This window comes from Bradyrhizobium cedriense, assembly GCF_054602315.1.
Genome location: NZ_JBTSWB010000002.1, coordinates 57374 through 77696, shown reverse-complemented (window position 1 = coordinate 77696; position 20323 = coordinate 57374). Strand labels below are relative to the sequence as shown.

At 64.5% G+C, this 20323-nt stretch carries 17 protein-coding genes and 1 tRNA gene; 4 read left to right on the top strand and 14 right to left on the bottom strand.

Going from position 1 to position 20323, the window contains the following annotated elements; all coding sequences use genetic code 11:
* Positions 1-107: 107 nt before the first annotated feature.
* On the top strand, positions 108-665 hold the full coding sequence (locus ACYCVF_RS06675; RefSeq protein ID WP_459599788.1) for a nuclear transport factor 2 family protein: 558 nt from the start codon (positions 108-110) through the stop codon (positions 663-665).
* Positions 666-883: 218 nt separating this feature from the next.
* Here the strand turns inward: ACYCVF_RS06675 and ACYCVF_RS06670 are convergent, their stop codons facing one another.
* Positions 884-2131: a vanadium-dependent haloperoxidase gene (locus ACYCVF_RS06670; RefSeq protein ID WP_459599790.1), complete on the bottom strand. Its 1248-nt coding sequence runs from the start codon at positions 2129-2131 to the stop codon at positions 884-886.
* A gap of 355 nt (positions 2132-2486) precedes the next feature.
* On the opposite strand from ACYCVF_RS06670, the gene ACYCVF_RS06665 reads away from it, so the two are divergent.
* Positions 2487-2726 (top strand): hypothetical protein, encoded by a 240-nt coding sequence (locus ACYCVF_RS06665; protein WP_459599792.1) that lies wholly within the window; start codon positions 2487-2489, stop codon positions 2724-2726.
* A gap of 15 nt (positions 2727-2741) precedes the next feature.
* Here the strand turns inward: ACYCVF_RS06665 and tenA are convergent, their stop codons facing one another.
* The 3 genes from tenA to ACYCVF_RS06650 form a co-directional block, all read right to left on the bottom strand.
* Positions 2742-3416 (bottom strand): thiaminase II, encoded by a 675-nt coding sequence (tenA, locus tag ACYCVF_RS06660; RefSeq protein ID WP_459599794.1) that lies wholly within the window; start codon positions 3414-3416, stop codon positions 2742-2744.
* Positions 3417-3979: 563 nt separating this feature from the next.
* Positions 3980-4056: transfer RNA gene (locus ACYCVF_RS06655), tRNA-His, on the bottom strand.
* A gap of 470 nt (positions 4057-4526) precedes the next feature.
* The gene (locus ACYCVF_RS06650) at positions 4527-4961 is read right to left on the bottom strand and encodes a phasin (RefSeq protein WP_459599796.1); all 435 of its coding nucleotides are present in this window, start codon (positions 4959-4961) and stop codon (positions 4527-4529) included.
* 684 nt (positions 4962-5645) lie between these two features.
* Here ACYCVF_RS06650 and ACYCVF_RS06645 point away from each other — a divergent pair.
* Positions 5646-9143, top strand: a complete 3498-nt coding sequence (locus tag ACYCVF_RS06645) for a PAS domain-containing sensor histidine kinase (RefSeq protein ID WP_459599798.1) — start codon at positions 5646-5648, stop codon at positions 9141-9143.
* Between the two features lie 5 nt (positions 9144-9148).
* Here the strand turns inward: ACYCVF_RS06645 and ACYCVF_RS06640 are convergent, their stop codons facing one another.
* Entirely contained in the window at positions 9149-9628 is a 480-nt protein-coding gene (locus ACYCVF_RS06640) for a YybH family protein (protein ID WP_459599800.1), read from the bottom strand.
* 164 nt (positions 9629-9792) lie between these two features.
* On the opposite strand from ACYCVF_RS06640, the gene ACYCVF_RS06635 reads away from it, so the two are divergent.
* On the top strand, positions 9793-10779 hold the full coding sequence (locus ACYCVF_RS06635) for a LysR substrate-binding domain-containing protein (protein ID WP_459599802.1): 987 nt from the start codon (positions 9793-9795) through the stop codon (positions 10777-10779).
* A gap of 60 nt (positions 10780-10839) precedes the next feature.
* On the opposite strand, the gene ACYCVF_RS06630 is transcribed toward ACYCVF_RS06635, so the two are convergent.
* The 9 genes from ACYCVF_RS06630 to ACYCVF_RS06590 form a co-directional block, all read right to left on the bottom strand.
* On the bottom strand, positions 10840-12012 hold the full coding sequence (locus tag ACYCVF_RS06630) for a thiolase family protein (RefSeq protein WP_459599804.1): 1173 nt from the start codon (positions 12010-12012) through the stop codon (positions 10840-10842).
* Between the two features lie 213 nt (positions 12013-12225).
* Positions 12226-13815: a phosphoglycerate dehydrogenase gene (serA, locus tag ACYCVF_RS06625; protein ID WP_459599806.1), complete on the bottom strand. Its 1590-nt coding sequence runs from the start codon at positions 13813-13815 to the stop codon at positions 12226-12228.
* Positions 13816-14041: 226 nt separating this feature from the next.
* Complete coding sequence (locus ACYCVF_RS06620) at positions 14042-15214, bottom strand: phosphoserine transaminase (RefSeq protein ID WP_459599808.1); 1173 nt, start codon at positions 15212-15214, stop codon at positions 14042-14044.
* Between the two features lie 79 nt (positions 15215-15293).
* Positions 15294-15500 carry a hypothetical protein gene (locus ACYCVF_RS06615; protein WP_459599810.1) on the bottom strand — a complete coding sequence of 69 codons (207 nt, stop codon included), beginning with the start codon at positions 15498-15500 and terminating at the stop codon, positions 15294-15296.
* Between the two features lie 256 nt (positions 15501-15756).
* Complete coding sequence (locus ACYCVF_RS06610) at positions 15757-16221, bottom strand: N-acetyltransferase family protein (protein WP_459599812.1); 465 nt, start codon at positions 16219-16221, stop codon at positions 15757-15759.
* 17 nt (positions 16222-16238) lie between these two features.
* Entirely contained in the window at positions 16239-16829 is a 591-nt protein-coding gene (locus tag ACYCVF_RS06605) for a glutathione S-transferase family protein (RefSeq protein WP_459599814.1), read from the bottom strand.
* A 71-nt stretch (positions 16830-16900) separates the two neighbouring features.
* Positions 16901-17662: an outer membrane protein gene (locus ACYCVF_RS06600; RefSeq protein ID WP_459599816.1), complete on the bottom strand. Its 762-nt coding sequence runs from the start codon at positions 17660-17662 to the stop codon at positions 16901-16903.
* A gap of 167 nt (positions 17663-17829) precedes the next feature.
* Positions 17830-18660, bottom strand: a complete 831-nt coding sequence (locus ACYCVF_RS06595; protein WP_459599818.1) for an outer membrane protein — start codon at positions 18658-18660, stop codon at positions 17830-17832.
* 237 nt (positions 18661-18897) lie between these two features.
* Positions 18898-20148, bottom strand: coding sequence for an MFS transporter (locus tag ACYCVF_RS06590; protein WP_459599820.1), 1251 nt, complete (start codon positions 20146-20148; stop codon positions 18898-18900).
* Positions 20149-20323: the final 175 nt, after the last annotated feature.

Here is a 20323-nt window from a genome sequence, read left to right as displayed (position 1 = left end):
CACCGCAGCAATCACGACGACAAGCCCGATGATATAGATGATACCGTTCATAGCTCGACTCCCTCAGCATTGTCTGTCCTGCCGCAGCTACAAAAACACCTGGGGTCATGAAAAGGTTCGCCGGTGCGCCCGCCGTTTTCTTCCAAAACCGGGGAACGAAAACGAACGATCCTGTTTCGGCCGACACCATCTCGCGATCATTTTGCCTTTACACGCAAAGGTGGTTAGACTGGCCAGATACGTGTTGCAGGGAGGGTGACATGGCACAGCGCGAAGACATGCTCGCATTGATCAGGAGCGCCTATGCCGCGCGGGACGGCGGCGACACCGAAGGCCTGGTGACGGCTTTTCATCCCGACGGCCTCTTCACCCTAAAGGGCGACAAGAACGCGCTCGAGCTGACGGGGAGCATGCAGGGTCATCCGATCTTGCGCGGCGGCTTCGGTCAATTGATCAAAAGCTTTGGGTTCGAAGGTCGCGAAATCCTGGCGGAGTTGGTCGATGGAGATCGGGTCGCGATCCATTCCCGCGTCAACGTCAAATACCATGCAACTGGGAAGACGTTCAGCACCGAGATCCTGGACCTGTTCAGAATTCAGGATGGCAAGATCGTCGAGCTGGTCGAATTCGCGGATACGGCGCAGGTCAAGGCGATGATCTCCTGACGCTGGGTGAGTTTGGATTGAGGAGCATCGGGGCTTGAGGCGGTGATCGCGCGCTGAAGCGCTGGAGATGCCAAGCCGCCATGAAAAAGTAGGCAGAGCACTGACGGCCCCGCCCACCATGTTCGAAAGGCGACTTGTTCTGCTATCGAAAGCGTGGATGCCTCGATTTCGAGCTCTTCTCAATCTCTGTATGGTTCGCAATTGAGCTGCACGCCGGCCTACTGCTTCGGATCAGCTCGCGCTTCCAGCCCGCGAAGCTGTGTCCCGACAGTCAGATCACCGATTTTTCGGCCCATGTCCTTTCCGACTTCTGTCGAGAAACGATAATGGAAACCGGCATAGATTCGCGCATTCGCGACCTCGTCGCTATAATCCTGGAGCTTGGACCATCTGCGAGTCACCCCTGGCGCAGTGGGGCTGGTCATCGACAACTCCATTTCGTCGCCGGCGATGGACCGGAGGACCGTGGAAACCGAAGCCGATATGATGCAGTGGGCGCAGGGGTATTCGGGATGCATCGGCGTTTCACCCAGCGGCAACCAGGACGATTCGCGTGGCGTCATGGGGTTGGGCGTGATGTCCGCGCTGCGAATGGCCGTCATTGGCCGCCAGAAATTGTAATGATACTTCGCATCAAAGACAGCGACGATGGCGTCGTTCGCAGCGATCTCGGCAAGGGCGAACAGACGGGCGCAGTCAACGACGTCCATGTGCTTGGCCGAAGCGACTTGCCGGATGATTGGATTGAAACTGGGAGGCCCGACCAGGATCCAGAATCGTCCGATCGTTGTCTGCTCTGCTGTTCGGGTGGTGCTGTTGCGAGCACCGAGTTCTCGAATCTCATTGACGTCTCTGGTCCAGGTCTCGGAATCGAGCGCCGGTGGTGGCGCTGGACGGAATTGCGAGCCCGACGTGATGACCCAAGGGGAAGTTGCTCCAGACGTCGTGAAGGCCGGCACCACGGTCGGCACATAGACACCCGGGGCTGTGGAGGGGCGATAAGTCTCCTGAGCGTCACTGCCGTCATCCCTGCGCAACGCCATCACGCCGGAAGCGGCAATCTTTCCAAGCTCGATTCCATTCGCCTTTCCCTCCGTATCTGGAATGCCGGAAAGCGATGCAAGCAAGGCCGCATCAAGGGCTGATTTTTGGTCCGGGTAGATCGTCAGAAGAATGTTGTAAGCCGCAGTCGACGCTGCGGCTTCCTTGGACGTTGAGCGGTCGGCGACGAGATCCAGTCTGTATGGAGCGTACCGCCTTTCGATCGCGTTGACGGCCTCGAACATGGCAACGTGAAGCATCGACATCGTGCGGGCCTGCGGCGCCGGTAGAACCTTCTTTTCAGCGGCAATCGCATCCGCTTTCGCGTTCCAGTCCATGATGACATCGGCACGCGCGGTGCCGACGCAAGCTGCAAGCGCGGCGATGATCAGGAATGGAGATCTCGTTGCAAGAAAAGTCTTCATCTTCGTGCTCCTCGTTTGTTTCAACAGAGAGCGACATCTTGTACGGACGGACCGCACAAGAACGTGGAAGTGCAGAGCGATCTTAAGGTCGCAGCAAGCCGGCTGCTGTGAAACAGCTTACACCCGTTCCTGCCATCGTCGAAACAACTCGGAAGCCGCATCCAGAGAGTAAGATCGACTGCCTTACCTGATGCGCGAGTCGCTACTTCGGTAATCTCTGTCCACCGATCGCGTCCTTGGTGCAGGCGGGCTCGCCGACGGCGCTGATCGCGCTTGGTATCAACTTGTTTCGCTTCGATGTGAAGGGCGAGAAGCTGAGCATCCTGGTGATGTGCGCGCTCAAGCTGATGGGCTGATGGCGTTGCCGGCGGCGGCGTTCGTGCTGGCAAAGCTGCTCGACCTGCCGCCGATCGCCGCCAGCGTCGTCGTGCTATTCGCGGCGATGCCGACCGGCGCGAATGCGTACATCTTTGCTGTGCAGTATCAGCGGCTGGTGAATCCGGTGTCGGCGCGGTGGCGCGGGGCACGCTGCTGGGCGGCGGTGATGTTGCCGGTGGTGGTTTGGGGGTGGCGGGAGGGAGGTACGGGCGCCTGACGATTGCCGACACCGTTATGCGACAGCTTGGCCCGCGCGCCAGGCCATCTCCCAGAAGTCTGCCTCGAGGCGGGTGGCTTCCTTGAAGATCGCAATCAGCTCGGCCTCGCGGGCCGGCGTGGCGTAGAGATCGGCGAGATGCTCCATGTGCGCCCGCGCCTTGGCAGCGACCTCCTGGTACGGCGCGCCGGCATATTCGTCGATCCAGACGCGATAGGCGTTGCTCGCCGCGTCGGCAGCGGGACTCGAGGCGAGCCGCGTCGCGATCTCCGCGTACCCGATCACGCAGGGGGCAAGCGCCACCTTGAGTGCCAGCAGATCGCCGCGCATTCCCGCATCTAACACATAGCGCGTATAGGCCAGCATCTCGGCCGCCGGAGGGGCTTGTTCTAGGTCGCTCGGGGATAGGCCCCATTCGGCACAGAGCTTCACATGCAGGTTCATCTCGACATCGAGGATGGCCGACAGGCCGGCCGCTGCTTCACGCATGTCGGCAAGTCTGGGCGACTTGTAGACCGCGAGCGCGTACGCGCGAGCAAACTCGATGAGGAACAGGTAGTCTTGAACGAGGTAGTGACGGAAGGCCGCTTCGGGGAGCGAGCCGTCTGCCAATCCGTTCGTGAAGGGATGCTCGGTGTAGGCCCGCCACTCAACGGATGCTTCTGTCTTGAGACGCTCGAAGAAACTCACGATGTTTTCGCCCGGCTTGGAACGCCTTTGCTTCGCTACAGATAGCGCATTGCGAACCGTGGAGCTACGGTGACAGCGCACAAGATTGGCTTTGAGCAGCTTGCGGATAGGGCACTCTCAGCGTCGATAGCTTTGTGCACTGTCACGGTAACGAGTATCGCCGCATCGGTGTGAAGAGCTGGGAGGCGAAGTACTGGACGCACGAGAGCCTTTTGCAGAAGACCTCAGTCGTCAACCGCTATCAGCATCTAGCTCAACCGCTAGAACCAGCGGTAAGCAGCGACAAGGACGATGACGAGGAATCATGCGGCACCGACGCCTAGCACCCCTTCGGCACTGACATCGATATTCCAGAACTTGATTTGGAATTTGGGTTGAGTGGCCGAATACTTGCCACCTTGGAATGATCGCTTTTTCCTCTCGATGAGGAGACCGCCACACTGGTTGATGGCTGGCCGGTTGGCAAGGAAAGGCAGCGAACGGAATCAGAGGCCAAACCGGCCTACTAAGGGGCGCGGTCGGAACCACACGGAAGTGCGATGTCGGACCAGCTAAGGGATCATTGGTACAGTTGGGTGGGCTCGAACCACCGACCTCCTGTTCCACAGACAGGCGCTCTAACCAACTGAGCTACAACTGCATCCTGGCGAGCCGCGCCTCGGGACGCCCTTGAGAAGGGCCGGTGCCGAGGGGGCTGGACGGGGCGGAAACTAGGTGCAACGGGCGTTTTTGGCAAGGCCGCAGAGGGGCGAAAAACCGGGTGAAATTGCCCGCCGGGCGAGGAAATCGAGGCGATGGCGATGATGAGGGTATCTCTCCCCCGCTGCTGGCAGACTCCCTTGAGGAGAAAGCCCTCACCTCGGCAAGGCTCCCTGCGGCCATCCTTCGAGACGCCCGCTTTCCGCGGGCTCCTCAGGATGAGGGCGGAGTGCGCGGCGGCAATTCAAGCGGACACCGGCGTCCATTAGCCTCCTCCTGAGGAGACCGTTGGAAGCGGTCATCTCGAAGGACGAGGCGTGCGCTCCGGCGGTTGCCTGCGCGCGCTGGAGAGGAAAGAAAAACCCGGGCGTTTCGGCCCGGGCTTCCTAAAGCTCAAACCGGCCTCGTCGCTCAGGCGGCGGACGGATAGTACTTCGAGGCGGAGGCCTTGATCGGCTCGGCGGTCTCGGCGGCGACGCGCTGGGTGAGTTCGACCAGCTCCTTGGCCTGGGACTGGAAGGTCTCAAGCTGCTTGCGGGTGTGGCCGGTCCACAGCTCCATCGCTTCCGTCGGCGACTTCAGGCCGAACAGCTGCTGGGCGAAGTCCATCTGGGCGCTGGTGTTGGCCTTCATGAACTCCACCAGCTTGGCGGTGTATTCGCTCGCGCCCTTGGAGGCGCAGGTGAACACGGCTTCCACGGTGCCGTTGTGGGTCTCGGCGGCGTCCTTGAACTTGGCGTAGTTCTCGCGGGCCTGCGACACGCCCTTCTCGGCGAACGCACGCATCTGCTCGGGAACCTCGAACGGGATGATCGAGGCAGAAAACGGATCAGTCGCACCTGTCATGCTTGTCCCTCACGCTAATTGAAAAAATGGAGTGAGCCTTCTGGCGCGCCCGCCGGCCCCCATCTGGGCCCTTGCATTCAGCGGGAACGAAGACTGGAAACGCGAAACGAATGAGATGGCTCGCCCAGCGCCCAGCACTATGGCTGCCTATCATGTCAACATTGTGCATCGCAACGCGCCAGACGGGTGCGCTGCGAAATTTAATCTAGGTAAGGATGAGGTTCCGGTACGGGGGAACCGGGGGTTGAGATGGGTGGAGACGGCATTGAGTTCGGCCGCGATCTCGATTTCTCCGTTCCCTCCCCCCTTGTGGGGGAGGGGCAGGGAGGGGGGTGCCACACGGGGACTCCTTCGTCGGGCACCGGCTTGTCAGTTCGCAACTTGCACCGTCTCCTGAGCTACCCCCCTCCCTAGCCCTCCCCCACAAGGGGGGAGGGAACGCAGCTTTCCCGGAGTGTGCGTCGAGTCATCACGCTGCCATGCGGCGATCCCTCTTCGAATCCCTTGGATGCAACATTGGCGCGCCTTGCGGGGTTGGCATCATTAAGGTTATCGCCGCTTAGGGGCGTCTCTCCAGGGCTGCGACCGTGGACCTGTCCGCACCTCTCGGGCGATACTAACCCTTTCTTAAGGCTGCCACTCCCGGCAGCCGCCACACCTGATGCGAGAGCTGCAGCCGGCCTCATGACGCGTTCGGATTTCCAGTTGCGAGGTGTGGGCGATCCGCGGCTGGCCGTGCATGCGACCTCGCCGCTGGCCACCTGGCTGTGGTCGATCGACGGCGCGCGCGTGCTGTGGGCCAATCCGGTCGGCGCCAGGCTGTTCGGCGCGGCGAATGGCGCAGCGCTCGCGGAGAAGACCTTCGGCCCGGCGGACAGCCATCGCCGCCAGATCGTCCGGCTCGTGCGGCTACTGCCGGGAGGCGGCACCGTGCGGCTGCAACGGCTGCGCGGCTTCGGCGCCCGGCTCGGCTCACTCATGACCTGCGCCTGCGCGCGGCTCGAATTCGCCGATGGCGGCCATGCCGTGCTCGTCACCGCGATGGACCCGACGCAGCGCACGATGCCGCTGATCGAGCGGCTGCACCGGCTGGTCGCGGGCGCCAACGTGCCAATGGCGGCGTTCGCACCGGACGGACTGTTCATCGGGGCGAGCGAGACCGCCCGCTCGCTGCTCGGCTTCCGCGATCTCTTTGAGGCGGGTCTCGACCGCGCGCGCAGCGATGCGCTGGCGAACGGCCGCGCCGCGACGTCGATCGGGATCGGCCAGATGGTGCTGCAACGGGTCGGCACGGGCGCGGATGTCGGCCTGGTCGCGCTGATCGAGCCGGCCGCCGCGACGGCGGCGCGCGATGCCGCGCCTGAGACCGCGCCGGATATCGCACGCGACCAGCCGGCCCAGCCCGCGCCCGAGGCCGCACCGATCGAGCCGCCGGCGGCCGAGCCTGACGACGCGCAGCCTGCGCCATCAAGCGAGGCTGCGTCCGGCATCGCGCTGTTCGACCCCTTCGCCGACCCCGCCGAAACGGCTGAACCGGCCGAGCCGATGGCGCACACGCCCGCCGAGCCGGCTCACGCGGCGGCACCGGATCTCGTGCCGGACCAGGCCATCAACGAGATGATCGCGCCCGAGGCGATCGAAGCCTCGCCCAAGACTCCGGTTGAAAACCCGGCAGAAGCCATCGTGTCGCCGCAGGCTGCCCCGATCACTGCCGGCATGGTCGAGCCGCCATCGGCCCAAGAGCCGCCCGCACCGCGCCAGCATCCGCTGCGCTTCCTCTGGCAGATGGATGCAGACGGCCGCTTTGTGCTCGACTCCGATGAATTCATCCGCCTGATGGGCGCGCGCAGCGCGGCCGGCTTCGGCCGCCCCTGGCGCGAGATCGCCGAGGAGTTCTCGCTCGATCCGGAAGGGCGCGTCGCAGCGGCGCTTGAAAGCCGCGACACCTGGGCCGGCATCACCGTGAACTGGCCGGCCGACGGCGGCGAGCGCCTGGCGGTCGAGCTTGCGGGGCTTCCGGTCTACGATGGCGAGCGCAGGTTCGCCGGCTTCAAGGGCTTCGGCGTCTGCCGCGATCTCGACGGCCTCAACCGGCTCGAGGCGCTGCGCCGCTTCGAACTGCTCGCCGCGCCGGCGCAGCACGACCTCTCCGCCGACGTCGCCGAACCCGGTCCCGAGCCTGAGGCCAGGCCGGAAACGGCGCCCGAAGCTGAGCCGGAAGCAGAGGCCCAAGCTGAGCCCGAAGCGGCGGCAGCGCCTCCGCCGATCGAGCCGCCCGAGGCCGAGCCCGAGCCTGTGCCAACAGCCAAGCCTGAACTGCAAGAGCCCACAAGCGACGCGAATTCACACTCAACCGATCTGGAAACGCCCGTGGAAACGCCTCCGAATGTCGTGCCGTTCCGTTCGCCCGGCGACACGCGACCGCCGACGCTGACGCCGGTCGAGAACAGCGCGTTCAACGAGCTCGCGCGGCAATTGTCCGAACGGCTCGAACGCGAGCGCGAGACGATCGCGGTCGATACGGCCGAGCCGCCGGCGGCCGAGATGCCGTCCGAACCGGCCGCGCCGGAGCCCGAGACGCCGCGAGTTGCGGCCGAATGGCTGAGCGAGCCCGCGCCGGCACCGCGCGGCGCCAGCGCGCGCGACCGCGCGCTGCTCGATCTCTTGCCATCGGGCATCCTGATCTACCGGCTCGACCGCCTGCTCTACGCCAACCCCGCCTTCCTCGCGCGCATGGGCTATGCGAGCGTGAACGCGCTGGAGAATGCCGGCGGGCTGGACGCGCTCTATGTCGAGCCGGGCGTGTCGGCGGCGAGCAGCACCTCGCAAGACGGCACGCCGGTCACGATCAGCGCGACGCTCGCGAACGGGCAAGCGCCGCTCGCGACCACCGAAGCGCATCTGCACACGATCGACTGGGACGGCGAGAGCGCGCATGCCCTGATCTGCGCGCTGCCGCAGGCGGCACCCGATGCCGCGGCGCCGGCCGTCGCAGAGACCGTCATCGCCAAGACCGTCATCACGGAGTCCGTCGCCGCAGAGTCCTATCTCTACGATGCCGAGCCCATGGCGGGCGAAGCCGAGGCCGAGGATCTCGCCGCGATCCTCGACACCACGGCCGAGGGCATCGTGATGTTCGATGCCGAAGGCAACATCCACGCCTGCAACCGCAGCGCCGAGGCGCTGTTCGGCTATGACGGCGAAGCGCTGCGCGAGCAGAACCTGATGACGCTGTTCGCGCCCGAGAGCCAGCAGATCGTCGCCGACTATCTCGAAAGCCTGAAGAGCCAGGACATTTCGAGCCTGCTCGACCACGGCCGCGAGGTGCTGGGACGCGAGAAGAAGGGCGGCGCGATTCCGCTCGCCATGATCATGGGCCGCACGCGGCCCGACGGGCCGAACTTCTTCGCCGTGTTCCGCGACCTCTCGCAGAGCAAGACGGGCGAGAGCGAGTTGACGCAGGCCCGCCATCTCGTCGACGGCGCGGCCAATGCCAAGGCCGACATGCTGGCGCGGATCAGCCACGAGATCCGCACGCCGCTCAACGCCATCATCGGCTTTGCCGAGGTGATGATCTCCGAGCGTTTCGGCGCGCTCGGCAACGAGCGCTATGGCGAATACATGAAGGACATCCGCGCCTCCGGCGAGCGCGTCATCGCGATCATCGACGACCTGCTGGAGCTGTCGCGGATCGAGACCGGCAAGCTCGACCTCACCTTCGCCAACCTCAACCTCAACGACCTGGTCGAAGCCTGCGTCACGGTGATGCAGCCGCAGGCCAACCGCGAGCGCATCATCATCCGCACCTCGCTCGCCCATGCGCTGCCGCAGGTCGCGGCGGACGCGCGCGCGATGCGGCAGATCACCATGAATTTGATCTCGAACTCGATCCGGCTCGCCAGCGCCGGCGGCCAGGTCATCGTCTCGACCGCGCTGACCGACCGCGGCGAGATCGCGCTGCGCATCCGCGACACCGGCCACGGCCTCAGCGAGCGCGAGGTCGCCGCCGCGATGGAGCCGTTCCGCACGCCGCCGCCCGGCGACGCCGCGGACAGCTCGGCGCTCAGCCTGTCGCTGACCAAGGCGCTGGTCGAAGCCAACCGCGCCCAGTTCAACATCAAGAACGCGGGCCACGGCACGCTGATCGAAGTGGTGTTCGCGCCGGCGCTGGCGAAGGCCTGAGGCGCTCACTGGCTGGCGGGTAGACCGCGCGCGAGCACGGCCGCCTGCTGCAGGCTGATGCCGTTCGCGAGCGGATCGGCGTGACGATGCGCCAGGTGCCACTCGCTTCCCACCCGGCGGTAGACGAGCGTCACGCGCAAGGCCCACTCCTGCGCGGGCAACCCTCCGACCTCGACACTGTCCCGCTCGATCAGCGCCAGAACGACCATGTCCTGCGAGCCATAGGTCTGGACCACCTCCTGCCTGTGCGTGCCGTTCCTGAAGAACCGCCCCATCCGTTCCCACCTTTCGGGCGTGTACTCCGCGGCTTTTGACGGGACGCCGCCGAAGGGAGACATCAGCACGAAGTCGTCGGTGAGGGAGATCATCCGCCGGTACGTGCCGACGTCGCCGCGCATCAGCGCCGCGTTCGATCGCTGTGTATGGTCGATCAGTTTTGCGATCACGTCGTCGGCCGTGGCCGCCTCGGCGACGACGAGCGGCATGCATGCCATCCCTGCGAGCGTGTGACGCCTGGAGACCGCGGCGGGGGTTGCCGCGCGAGAGGCTTGATCGTTGTTCATTCGAGGGCTCCGTTGTTGAGGGTTCACGTGGCCGTACGAGACCCTGGATGCCGCTTTGAACATCATGAATCCAGTGATAAGAACTCATGACCATGCTGAATCCTGCTCAGCTCGCCCGGATCGACGTCAGCCTCCTCGTCGTGTTCAGCACGGTGCTGGAGGAGCGTCAGGTCTTGCGCGCGGCGGACAAGCTCAATCTCACGCCGTCCGCGGTGAGCCACGGATTGCGGCGGCTGCGGCGAATCTTCCACGATCCGTTGTTCCTGAAGACGCCGAACGGCGTGAAGCCGACGGAGCGTGCTCGCGCGCTTGCCGGTCCCGTCGCAGAGCTCCTGTCGCGCCTCGACGCGATCGTGTCGGCAGCCGCGCCGTTTGACGCAAGAACGGCGAGGCACTCGTTCACGATCGGCGCACCTGATGCGCTGGCCGCGGTGTTTCTCGCTCCTCTCCTCAAGGCCCTGGCCCGGGAAGGACCGGGCATCGACATCCGGCTGCTACAGCTGATGCCGCAACGTCAGGGCAAGTCGTCGAGCCAGGTGTGGCAGGACACGCTCTCGGAGCTCGATTCGCACCGGCTAGACCTCGCCGTGCTGCCGATCGGTCCGCTGCCGTCACGTTACGTCCAGCGATTGCTGTTCGAAGAAGACTTCGTCGTCGCCATGCGCAAGGACCACCGCATGGCCCGCAAGGTCACTCTCGCGACCTATCTGGCGGCACCGCACCTGCTGGTTTCAGCGATCGGCGATGCGCTCGGGATCGTCGACGTGAGGCTTGCCGAACGCGGCCATTCCCGGCGCGTGGCGCTGACCGTGCCCAACTTCATGATGGCGCTGGCGCAGCTCGCCGAGAGCGATTTCATTGCGACCTTGCCGCGCCATCTGGTCGAACGCCATGCCGCGCGCTTCGGCCTGGTGATGCGTCCCGTGCCGTTTCCGTGGACGCCCGACCCGGTGCGTGTCGTCGCCTCGCAAGCCGCAATGGCGGATGCCGGTGTAGCCTGGCTGTTCGAGACGGTGGCGCGCTGTACAGGTCCTGCGACGCGTTCAGCGCCCGGGCGCCGCGTCTCGGCCTGATGCCGGACAACAAAAAGGCACGGCGCTTGCCGTGCCCCTCTGCATTTCAATCGCCTGGTCTCAGCTGTAGATCTCGAACAGGCCGGCGCCGCCCTGGCCGCCGCCGATGCACATCGTCACCACGCCCCACTTGGCCTTGCGGCGGGCGCCTTCCTGCAGCAGATGGCCGGTGAGACGGGCGCCGGTCATGCCGAAGGGATGGCCGATCGCGATCGAGCCACCGTTGACGTTGTACTTGGCGGGGTCGATGCCGAGCTTGTCGCGGCAATACAGGCACTGGCTGGCGAAGGCTTCGTTGAGCTCCCACAGATCGATGTCGTCGATCTTGAGGCCGGTGCGCTTCAGCAGCTTCGGGATCGCGAACACCGGGCCGATGCCCATCTCGTCGGGCTCGCAGCCGGCGGTCGCCCAGGCCACGAAGCGGCCGAGCGGCTTGAGGCCGCGCTTCTCGGCATCCTTGGCTTCCATCAGCACCACCGCGGCTGCGCCGTCGGAGAGCTGGCTGGCGTTCCCGGCGGTGACGGATTTGCCGGGGCCCTTCACCGGCTCGAGCTTGGCGAGGCCTTCCATCGTGGTCTCGGGCCGGTTGCACTCGTCGCGATCGACGACGTAGTCGACGATGCTCTCGGCCTTGGTCTGCTTGTCGACGACCTTCATCCTGGTCTTCATCGGGACGATTTCGTCCTTGAACTTGCCGGCCTGCTGCGCCGAGGCCATGCGCCGCTGCGATTCCAGCGAGAACTCGTCCTGGTATTCGCGGCTGAGCTTGTAGCGTTCGGCGACGATGTCGGCGGTGTCGATCATGGCCATGAAGATGTCGGGCGCGACCTTGAGCAGCTCCGGATCGATCGATTCCTTCGGCGTGGCGCCGCCCGGAATCGAGATGCTCTCGACGCCGCCGGCGACGATGCAGTCGGCGCCGTCCGAGCGGATCGAGTTGGCGGCCATCGCGATGGTCTGCAGCCCCGAGGAGCAGAAGCGGTTCACCGAGACACCGGCCGTGGTCTTCGGCAGGCCGGCGAGCAGCGCCGCCTGGCGGCCGATATTCGGCGCGCCATGGGCGCAATTGCCGAGATAGCAGTCCTCGACATAGTCCTTCTCCACGCCGGCGCGGTCGACCGCGTGCTGGATGGCGTGGGCCGCGAGCGACATCGGCGCCGTGATATTGAACCCGCCGCGGCCGGATTTGGCGAGGCCCGTGCGCGCATAGGAAACGATGACGGCTTCACGCATGTGTTTCTCCCTTGTCGAACGATTTTGAACGGAGTGCAGGTACGAAGCGTTCCTGGCGCCATTGGTACACAAAGTTCGGCGGGCGCGGGAAACAAAAAACGCCGCCTCCGGTGACGGAGGCGGCGTTGTTCCGCGGGTCGGAATATATGAGCGTCACTCCATCCGCTCGTCATGCCCGGGCTAGACCCGGCCATGACGGAGGTGAGGGTACGACTAGAACGTCAGCGCCTTGGCCTGCTTGACCTGCGGTAGGGCCTGCACCTTGGCGAGCAGGTCCGCCGGCACGGCGCCGTCGACCTCGACCAGCGCAATGGCATCGCTGCCGGGCGCGACGCGGCCGAGATGGAAGGTGGCGATGTTGAGCTTGGCGTCCCCCAAAAGACTCGCGAACCTGCCGATGAAGCCCGGCTTGTCCTCGTTGGTGACGTAGATCATCGACTTGCCGAACTCGGCGTCGACGCGGATGCCCTTGATGTCGACGAGGCGCGGCTTGCCGTCGGCATAGACGGTGCCGGAGACCGAACGCTCCTGCCGCTCGGTGGTCACGGTGACGGTGATCAGGCTCTCATAGTCGCTCTGGGCGGCGCGCACGATCTCGTCCACCACCATGCCGCGCTCCTTGGCGACGACGGGCGCGGAGACGACGTTGACCTCGCCCAGCATCGGCCGCAACAGGCCCGACAGCACCGCGGAGGTGATCGCCTTGATCTTCATCTCGGCGACGTGGCCCTCATAGGTGATCTCGACCTTGAGGATGCCGGTCTCGGTGAGCTGGCCGGCGAAGGAGCCGAGCTTCTCGGCAAGCGCGATGAACGGCTTCAGCTTCGGCGCCTCTTCCGCCGTGATCGAGGGGAAGTTGACCGCGTTCGAGATGGCGCCGGTCAGGAGGTAGTCCGACATCTGCTCGGCGACCTGCAGCGCGACGTTCTCCTGCGCTTCTGTGGTGGAGGCGCCGAGATGCGGCGTGCAGATCACGTTGGGGTGGCCGAACAGCACGTTCTTGGTGGCGGGCTCCTCGACGAACACGTCGAAGGCGGCGCCGGCGATGTGCTTGGAGTTGAGCGCATCGACCACGGCCTGCTCGTCGACGAGACCGCCGCGGGCGCAGTTGACGAGGCGCACGCCCTTCTTCATCTTGGCGATCGCGGCCGCATCGATGATGTTCCTGGTCTTGTCGGTCAGCGGCGTGTGCAGCGTGATGAAATCGGCGCGCTTGAGCAGATCGTCGAGCTCGACCTTCTCGACGCCAATGTCCTTGGCGCGCTCCGGCGACAGGAACGGATCGAACGCGATCACCTTCATGCGCAGGCCGAGCGCGCGGTCGGCGACGATCGAGCCGATATTGCCGCAGCCGATGACGCCGAGCACCTTGCCGGTGATCTCGACGCCCATGAAGCGGTTCTTCTCCCATTTGCCGGCCTGGGTCGAGGCGTCCGCCTGCGGGATCTCGCGCGCCAGCGCCAGCATCAGTGTGATGGCATGCTCGGCAGTCGTGATCGAATTGCCGAACGGCGTGTTCATCACGATGATGCCCTTGGCCGTGGCGGCGGGGATCTCGACGTTGTCGACGCCGATGCCGGCGCGGCCGATCACCTTGAGGTTGGTCGCCTTGTCGAGGATCTTGGCGGTCGCCTTCGTCGCCGAACGGATCGCGAGGCCATCGTAATTGCCGATGATCTCGGCGAGCTTGTCCTTGTCCTTGCCGAGATTGGGCTGGAAGTCGACCTCGATGCCGCGGTCCTTGAAGATCTGCACGGCGGCGGGCGAGAGCGCGTCGGAAATGAGAACTTTGGGCTTGGTCATGGGGATGTGTCCTTCACACCCTCCCCTGGAGGGGGGAGGGTCGGCGCGAAGCGCCAAGGTGGGGTGAAGCTGCAACGAAGAAAATCGCCGGTGCGCCGTGTGGAGAGATCACCCCACCCGCCGCACCTGCTTGTTTGAGCATGATCTTGTCGGAAAACCGGAAACCACTTTTCCGGATCATGCTCGCCGGTGCGTCGACCCTCCCCCTCCAGGGGAGGGTAAGAACTTACGCCGCCTTAGCCAGCGTGGCCTTGGTCTCGGCGAAGGCCCAGTCGATCCACTGCGTCAGCAGTTCGACGTCCTTGGCCTCGACGGTGGCGCCGCACCAGATGCGGAGGCCGGCCGGGGCATCGCGGTAATAGGCGAAGTCGTAGCCCGCGCCTTCCTTCTCGACCAGCGCGACCAGCTTCTTGCTGAAATCCGCCTGCGCGTCGTCGGAGAGCGAGGTGATCGCGGGATCGGTGAACTTCAGGCACACCGAGGTGTTGGAGCGGATCGAGGCGTCCTTGGCCAGGAAGTCGATCCACGGCGTCTTCGCCTTCCAGTCGGCGAGCACCTTGGTGTTGGCATCGGCGCGCGCGATCAGCGCCTTGAGGCCGCCGATCGACTTGGCCCAGTTCAGCGCATCGAGATAATCCTCGACGCAGAGCATCGACGGCGTGTTGATGGTCTCGCCGACGAAGATGCCTTCGTTGATCTTGCCGCCCTTGGTCATGCGGAAGATTTTCGGCAGCGGCCAGGCCGGCTTGTAGGTTTCCAGCCGCTCCACCGCACGCGGCGACAGGATCAGCATGCCGTGCGCGGCCTCGCCACCGAGCGCCTTCTGCCAGGAGAAGGTGACGACGTCGAGCTTCGGCCAATCAAGAGCTTGCGCGAATGCGGCGGAGGTCGCGTCGCAGATGGTCAGGCCCTCGCGCGTCGCGCTGATCCAGTCGGCGTTCGGCACGCGCACGCCCGAGGTGGTGCCGTTCCAGGTGAAGACGATGTCGCTCTTGGGATCGACCTTCGACAGGTCGGGGATTTCACCGTAAGCCGCGTTCAGCTTGGTGACGTCCTTGAGCTTCAATTCCTTGACGATGTCGCTGACCCAGCCTTCGCCGAAGGATTCCCAGGCGAGCGTGGTGACGGGCCGCGCACCGAGCAGCGACCACAGCGCCATCTCGACCGCGCCGGTATCGGACGCCGGCACGATGCCGATGCGGTAGTCGGCGGGCACCTCGAGCACTTCGCGCGTCAGATCGATCGCGAGCTTGAGCTTGGTCTTGCCGACCTTCGCGCGATGCGACCGGCCGAGTGCTGCGTCCTCGAGATTTTGGGCGTTCCATCCGGGGCGCTTGGCGCAGGGGCCGGAGGAGAAATGCGGCACGTTCGGCCGCGAAGCGGGCTTCGCTACAGTCATGATCTACCCTTCCAGATAGTAAGCCTCCCGTTGGGGGGAGGTGTCCCGCCGCGGCTGATACGGGAATCGGGAAGGGCAGTCAAGGAAGTTCCGGGGCCTCACGGGCGAGTGATGGCGCCTCCGGTGCGATCTCCGGGGCTTCGACCGCGGCAAGCGCATTCAGCAAGTCCGTGGCATCGCTGATCAATTGCGCGGCCCTGCGGCGGCTACCGACCTTCAAAATGCATTTGTCATTGGCCTGCACGACGTAGTCGTTGCCGACCTTGATCATTGAATAGCTTGTCATCGAAATCCCCGAACCGACCGAGCCCGGTGTCTGACGCTGCCCTAGCATCGTTCGTTCCCGGTTCAACGTGAACGACGGCTGCGTAGTTTACCACCCATTAAGATGAACGAATGCGCGATCCGAATTTGCTGATTGCGCAACGCGCGCGGCCGAAGCCCCATTCCGATACAATCGGAAATGGACTCTGGATTCTTGTATTGACGCGGCTTCTTTACGCGAACCGGCATCTACTTCGCTCGAAAACGCTTCCGCTGCCTCAAAAGCGGACAGTCATGCCCACATGGCTCGCCGTAAATCCGAGGCGCTTGTAGAAGCGCTGCGCATCGATTCGCGTCTGATGCGTGAGCAGCTCGACGAGATTGCAGCCGCGTGCTCTCGCTTCCGTCAGCGCCCATTGCACCAGCTGCTCGCCGATGCCGCGGCTGCGACAATCGGAAGCAACGCGAACGTCCTCGAGCAGACCGCGCACGCCGCCCTGCGAGCTGATACCCGGCAGGATCGCGAGCTGCAGGCAGCCGACCACCCTGCCCGCGCTCTCGGCCACCACGAGCGCGAGATTCGGATCGCGCTCGACCCGAGCGAAGGCTTCGTAATAGGAAGCGGGCAACGGATCCTCCACGCGCTCGCGCGCGCGGCCGAGATGATCGTCGGCCAGCATCGCCACGATGGCGGCGACGTCCTCGCGGCGTGCGGGACGGACGGAGACGGCTGCGGCCTTCATGTCATCCAACTCCGGACTCAGCGTGCCGGCGCAAGGCCGAGAAACGCTTCGACCTCGCCGATCCAGCGGCGGACGGACGCATGGCGGGCGAGATCGAAGCCGCCTTCGTGCGCGACACGCGTATAGGCGAGCAGAGACACGTCGGCGAGCGAAACCTCACCGCCGGCGAAGAAACGGTTGGTGGAAAGATGCTGCTCCATGCGATCGAGCGCCGCATAGCCGCGCTTGACCTTCTCGAGATCGAGCTCGGATACGTCCTTGCCGAGATAGACGAGCAGGAAGCGGCACACCGCGATGTAGGGCTCGTGGCTGTACTGCTCCCAGAACAGCCATTCGTCCATCTTGGCCGCCATGAACGCGTCGGGCGGGATCAGCGCGCTGTCGCGGGCGAGATAGCGGATGATGGCGTTGGACTGCGCCAGCGTGCGGCCGTCGTCGAATACGACTGTCGGCACCTGGCCGGCGCCATTCATGGCGAGGAATCGCGGCGTGCGCGTCTCGCCCTTGCGGGTGTCGATCTCAATCCATTGGTAAGGCAGCGCGAGCCTGTCGCAGACCCACTTCACCTTGAGACAATTTCCGGAATTCGAATCGCCGTAGATCTTCATCGCTGCCGCCCCGTTGGGACGACACAGCATCAGGGTCGGATTGCCCTGTCAATCGGCGCCATGCGCACGCGTCAGAACTTGTAGCCGAGCCCGGCGCGGACGGAATTAATGTTCGACTCGATGTCCGAGGTCACGCGCTGGAATTCGTATTCGGCGCGGAAGAACAGCCCACCGACCAGCATGGCGTCGACGCCCAGGCCGGCGGAATATCCATAGACGAGCTTGCTCTTGCTCGCATAGGTCGTCGCCGGCAGCACCGGCGAAGGCGAGGCCGACGCGTAGCGATCGACGGTCTGATAGCCGACGCCGCCGCCGATGAACGCATAGGGCAGAAAACATCCCCAGGCATAACCGGCGCGGGCGCGCAGCGATCCGAAGTCGGAGATGCCGACGACCGCCGAGGATGCGGTGGTGGCGATCAGCGCGTTCGCATTGTTGAACGTCTGTCCCACCGAGTTCGATGTCGACTTGAAACCGCCATGAATATAATTCGCCTCGATGCCCATCACGACATCGTCCCATTGCCCGTTATAGCCGGCAAAGACGCCGTAGCCGCCGCTGTTGCTGGTCGCCGCCGCGAGCGGCTGCCAGTTGTAGGTCGGGCCGGGTGTGACGAAGGTCGACTGCAGGTCGCTGTTGATGCCGGAGGAGATCTTCGAGGTGACGGTGCCGTAGTCGCCCTGGCCGCCGACGTAGTAGCCCTGCCAGTTGACCGCGGATGTCGACAGGCCGTCGGTGAAGCTGCCGCGCAGGATCGGCAGGTCAGGCATGTCGGCCGCATGCGCGGCAGACACCGTCCCCAACATCGCCGCCGCCAACAAAAGCCTACGCATCACCACGCTCCATCGGACTCGAACCGTTGCGATGATCATGGCCTGTTAACCTTAATCAATGGTTGCGTCAGGCGCCCTCGCCGCTGCGAGCAATGAAAAATACGCAAAGCAAAACGGCGCGGGATGGTCCCACGCCGTTAAGAAGTCCTAACCGATCGGCTTGGCGATCAGCCCTTGGTGATGAGCGGCGGGGGCATGTAGGCCGGCGGGCTGTTGAGATCCCAGCGCACGCCAATCTTGACGTCGTGCGAGGTGATGTCCTTGACCTTGATCGAAGTCGGGCCGGAGGCGCTGTTGTCGAACAAGCGATAGTTGCCGGGCGCTGCATCGCCGAGGTTCATGTAGCTGTAGGCCAGTTCGACGGTGAACCCGGGATTGACCTTGTAGGCAAGACCGGCATGAGCGGCCCAGGCAAGGTTCCATTTGCCGTTGTCGGCGAAGTAGGCGACGCTGTTGTTCAGACCGGGGCTGTACGACACGCCGTCGTCGCGGAAGCCGCTGATCTTGTTGTAGGAGCCGCCAACACCGGCGCCGATGAACGGCGTAATGCACCACCAGGTGCCGAGGTCGACATAGGCATTGGCCATGACGACCCACTCGGACTTGCTGCCGCTATAATTGTTGACGCCGACGAAGCCGGGTCCAACGACGTTGTCGCTGCCGTGCAGATTGGCCTTGCCACGGTACTGGCCGATCACGTCGCCGCGGAACCAGTTGTTGAAACGGTAGCCGACGCCCAGGCCAAACAGCGGCGAAGAGTCAAAGCCGAGACCTTCCGTGGACTTCGTATATCCGGCCGGCAGCGCGCTATCGATGCGCTTGGCGCTCTGGTTGGTCATGCCGATGTCGCCGCGCAGATACCAGCCGCCGAAATCAGCGGGCGGAACCGGCGGAGCGTACATGGGAGGGGGCGCCGCGATCGGCATATCGGCGGCGAACGCCATCGACGAGATCAGGGTTGCCGCACCCGCGGCAAGGAGAGACTTAACGCTACGCATTGGCTTCGTCCTTTTGGCCGGTGAGGCAAAGACGGGCGCCTCACGTTCTGGAAACTCACGGCCCGGACGATGCCAGCAAATGTTTAAGCGCCACTTAACCCTAATTTTTAAGGTTGATTTTTTCTCTACGCACGCGCGCGCCCCTCGCCAGCGTTGCAAGAACGCCGTGCCGAATGCGGCGACTTCGCCGCAATTCCTAACGGTGTGTGAAGGTGGAAGACGGCGAGACGGGATGCGTCAACGCACGTGCCGCGGCAGCTTGGGCAGGAATACCGCGAGAAGCCCGATCGCCGGAAGCCAGGCACAGACCTGGTAGACGAACGCGATCGAGGTGTGGTCGGCGAGCTTGCCGAGCACGGCCGCGCCCAGGCCCCCGATGCCGAAGGCGACGCCGAAGAACACTCCGGAAATCATACCGAAGCGGTGCGGCACCAGCTCCTGCGCGAACACGATGATCGACGACGTCGTCGAGGAGATGATCAGACCGATGACGACGCTGAGAACGGCGCTGCCGACGAGCCCGGCATAGGGCAGCGCCAGCGTGAACGGAAGCGCGCCGAGAATCGAGATCCAGATCACGATCTTGCGCCCGAAGCGATCGCCCAACGGACCTCCGAGAAACGCCCCCACAGCGTTCGCCGCCAGGAAGACGAAGAGATAGATCTGGGCTGCCTGCGTCGACACGCCGAAACGGTCGATCAGATAGAAGATGTAGTAGCTCGACAGGCTCGATACGTAGAGCTGTTTCGAGAACAACAGCGCGACCAGCACGAGCAGCGCCGCCGCGACACGCCGCGAGCTCGGCCCGCCCGGCTGGGTGTGAACGGGGGTCGCCCTCTTCGCCTTGATCTGCGGCGCATACCAGCGGCCGATGCGCCAGAGGATGAGGATCGCGAGGAACGCGATCGAAGAGAACCAGGCGATGCTGCCCTGACCGAACGGCACCACGATCAGCGCCGCCAGCACCGGTCCCATCGAGGTGCCGAAACTGCCGCCAAGCTGGAACACCGATTGCGCAAAGCCGTAGCGGCCGCCGGACGCGAGCCGGGCGATGCGCGCCGACTCGGGGTGAAACACCGCCGAACCGAGACCGACCAGCGCAGCGGCGACGAGGATGACGAGATATTGATGCGCGGCGCTGAGCAGCAGCAGGCCGAAGAAGGTCGAGGCCATGCCGATCGCCAGCGAATAGGGCTGCGGCTTCTTGTCGGTGTAGTGACCGACCACCGGCTGCAGCAGCGAGGCCGTGAACTGGAAGGCCAGCGTGATCATGCCGATCTGCGCGAAGTCGAGCGCGTAGGTGTCCTTCAGGATCGGATACACCGACGCGATCAGCGACTGCATGGTGTCGTTGAGGAAGTGCGAGAAGCTGATGCCGGCAAGCACGACATAGGCCGGCCCCGCGCCATTGACGGAAGCGGGCGCCACGTCGGCGACGACGACGGGCTCGGTCAGCGTTTCCTCGGAGACGACGACAGGCTTGTTCAATGCAGCATTCCGGCGCGGCAGGCTGCCGCGACCTGCTGGTTACGATGATGGCAGCCGCCGAACCACCGCCAATCGTCGATGGCTGGGATGCGCGAGCGTCCTCATCTTACCCTCTCCCCTTGTGGCCCTCGTGGGAGAGGATGGCTCGCCGCGTGAGCGGCGAGACGGCTCATAC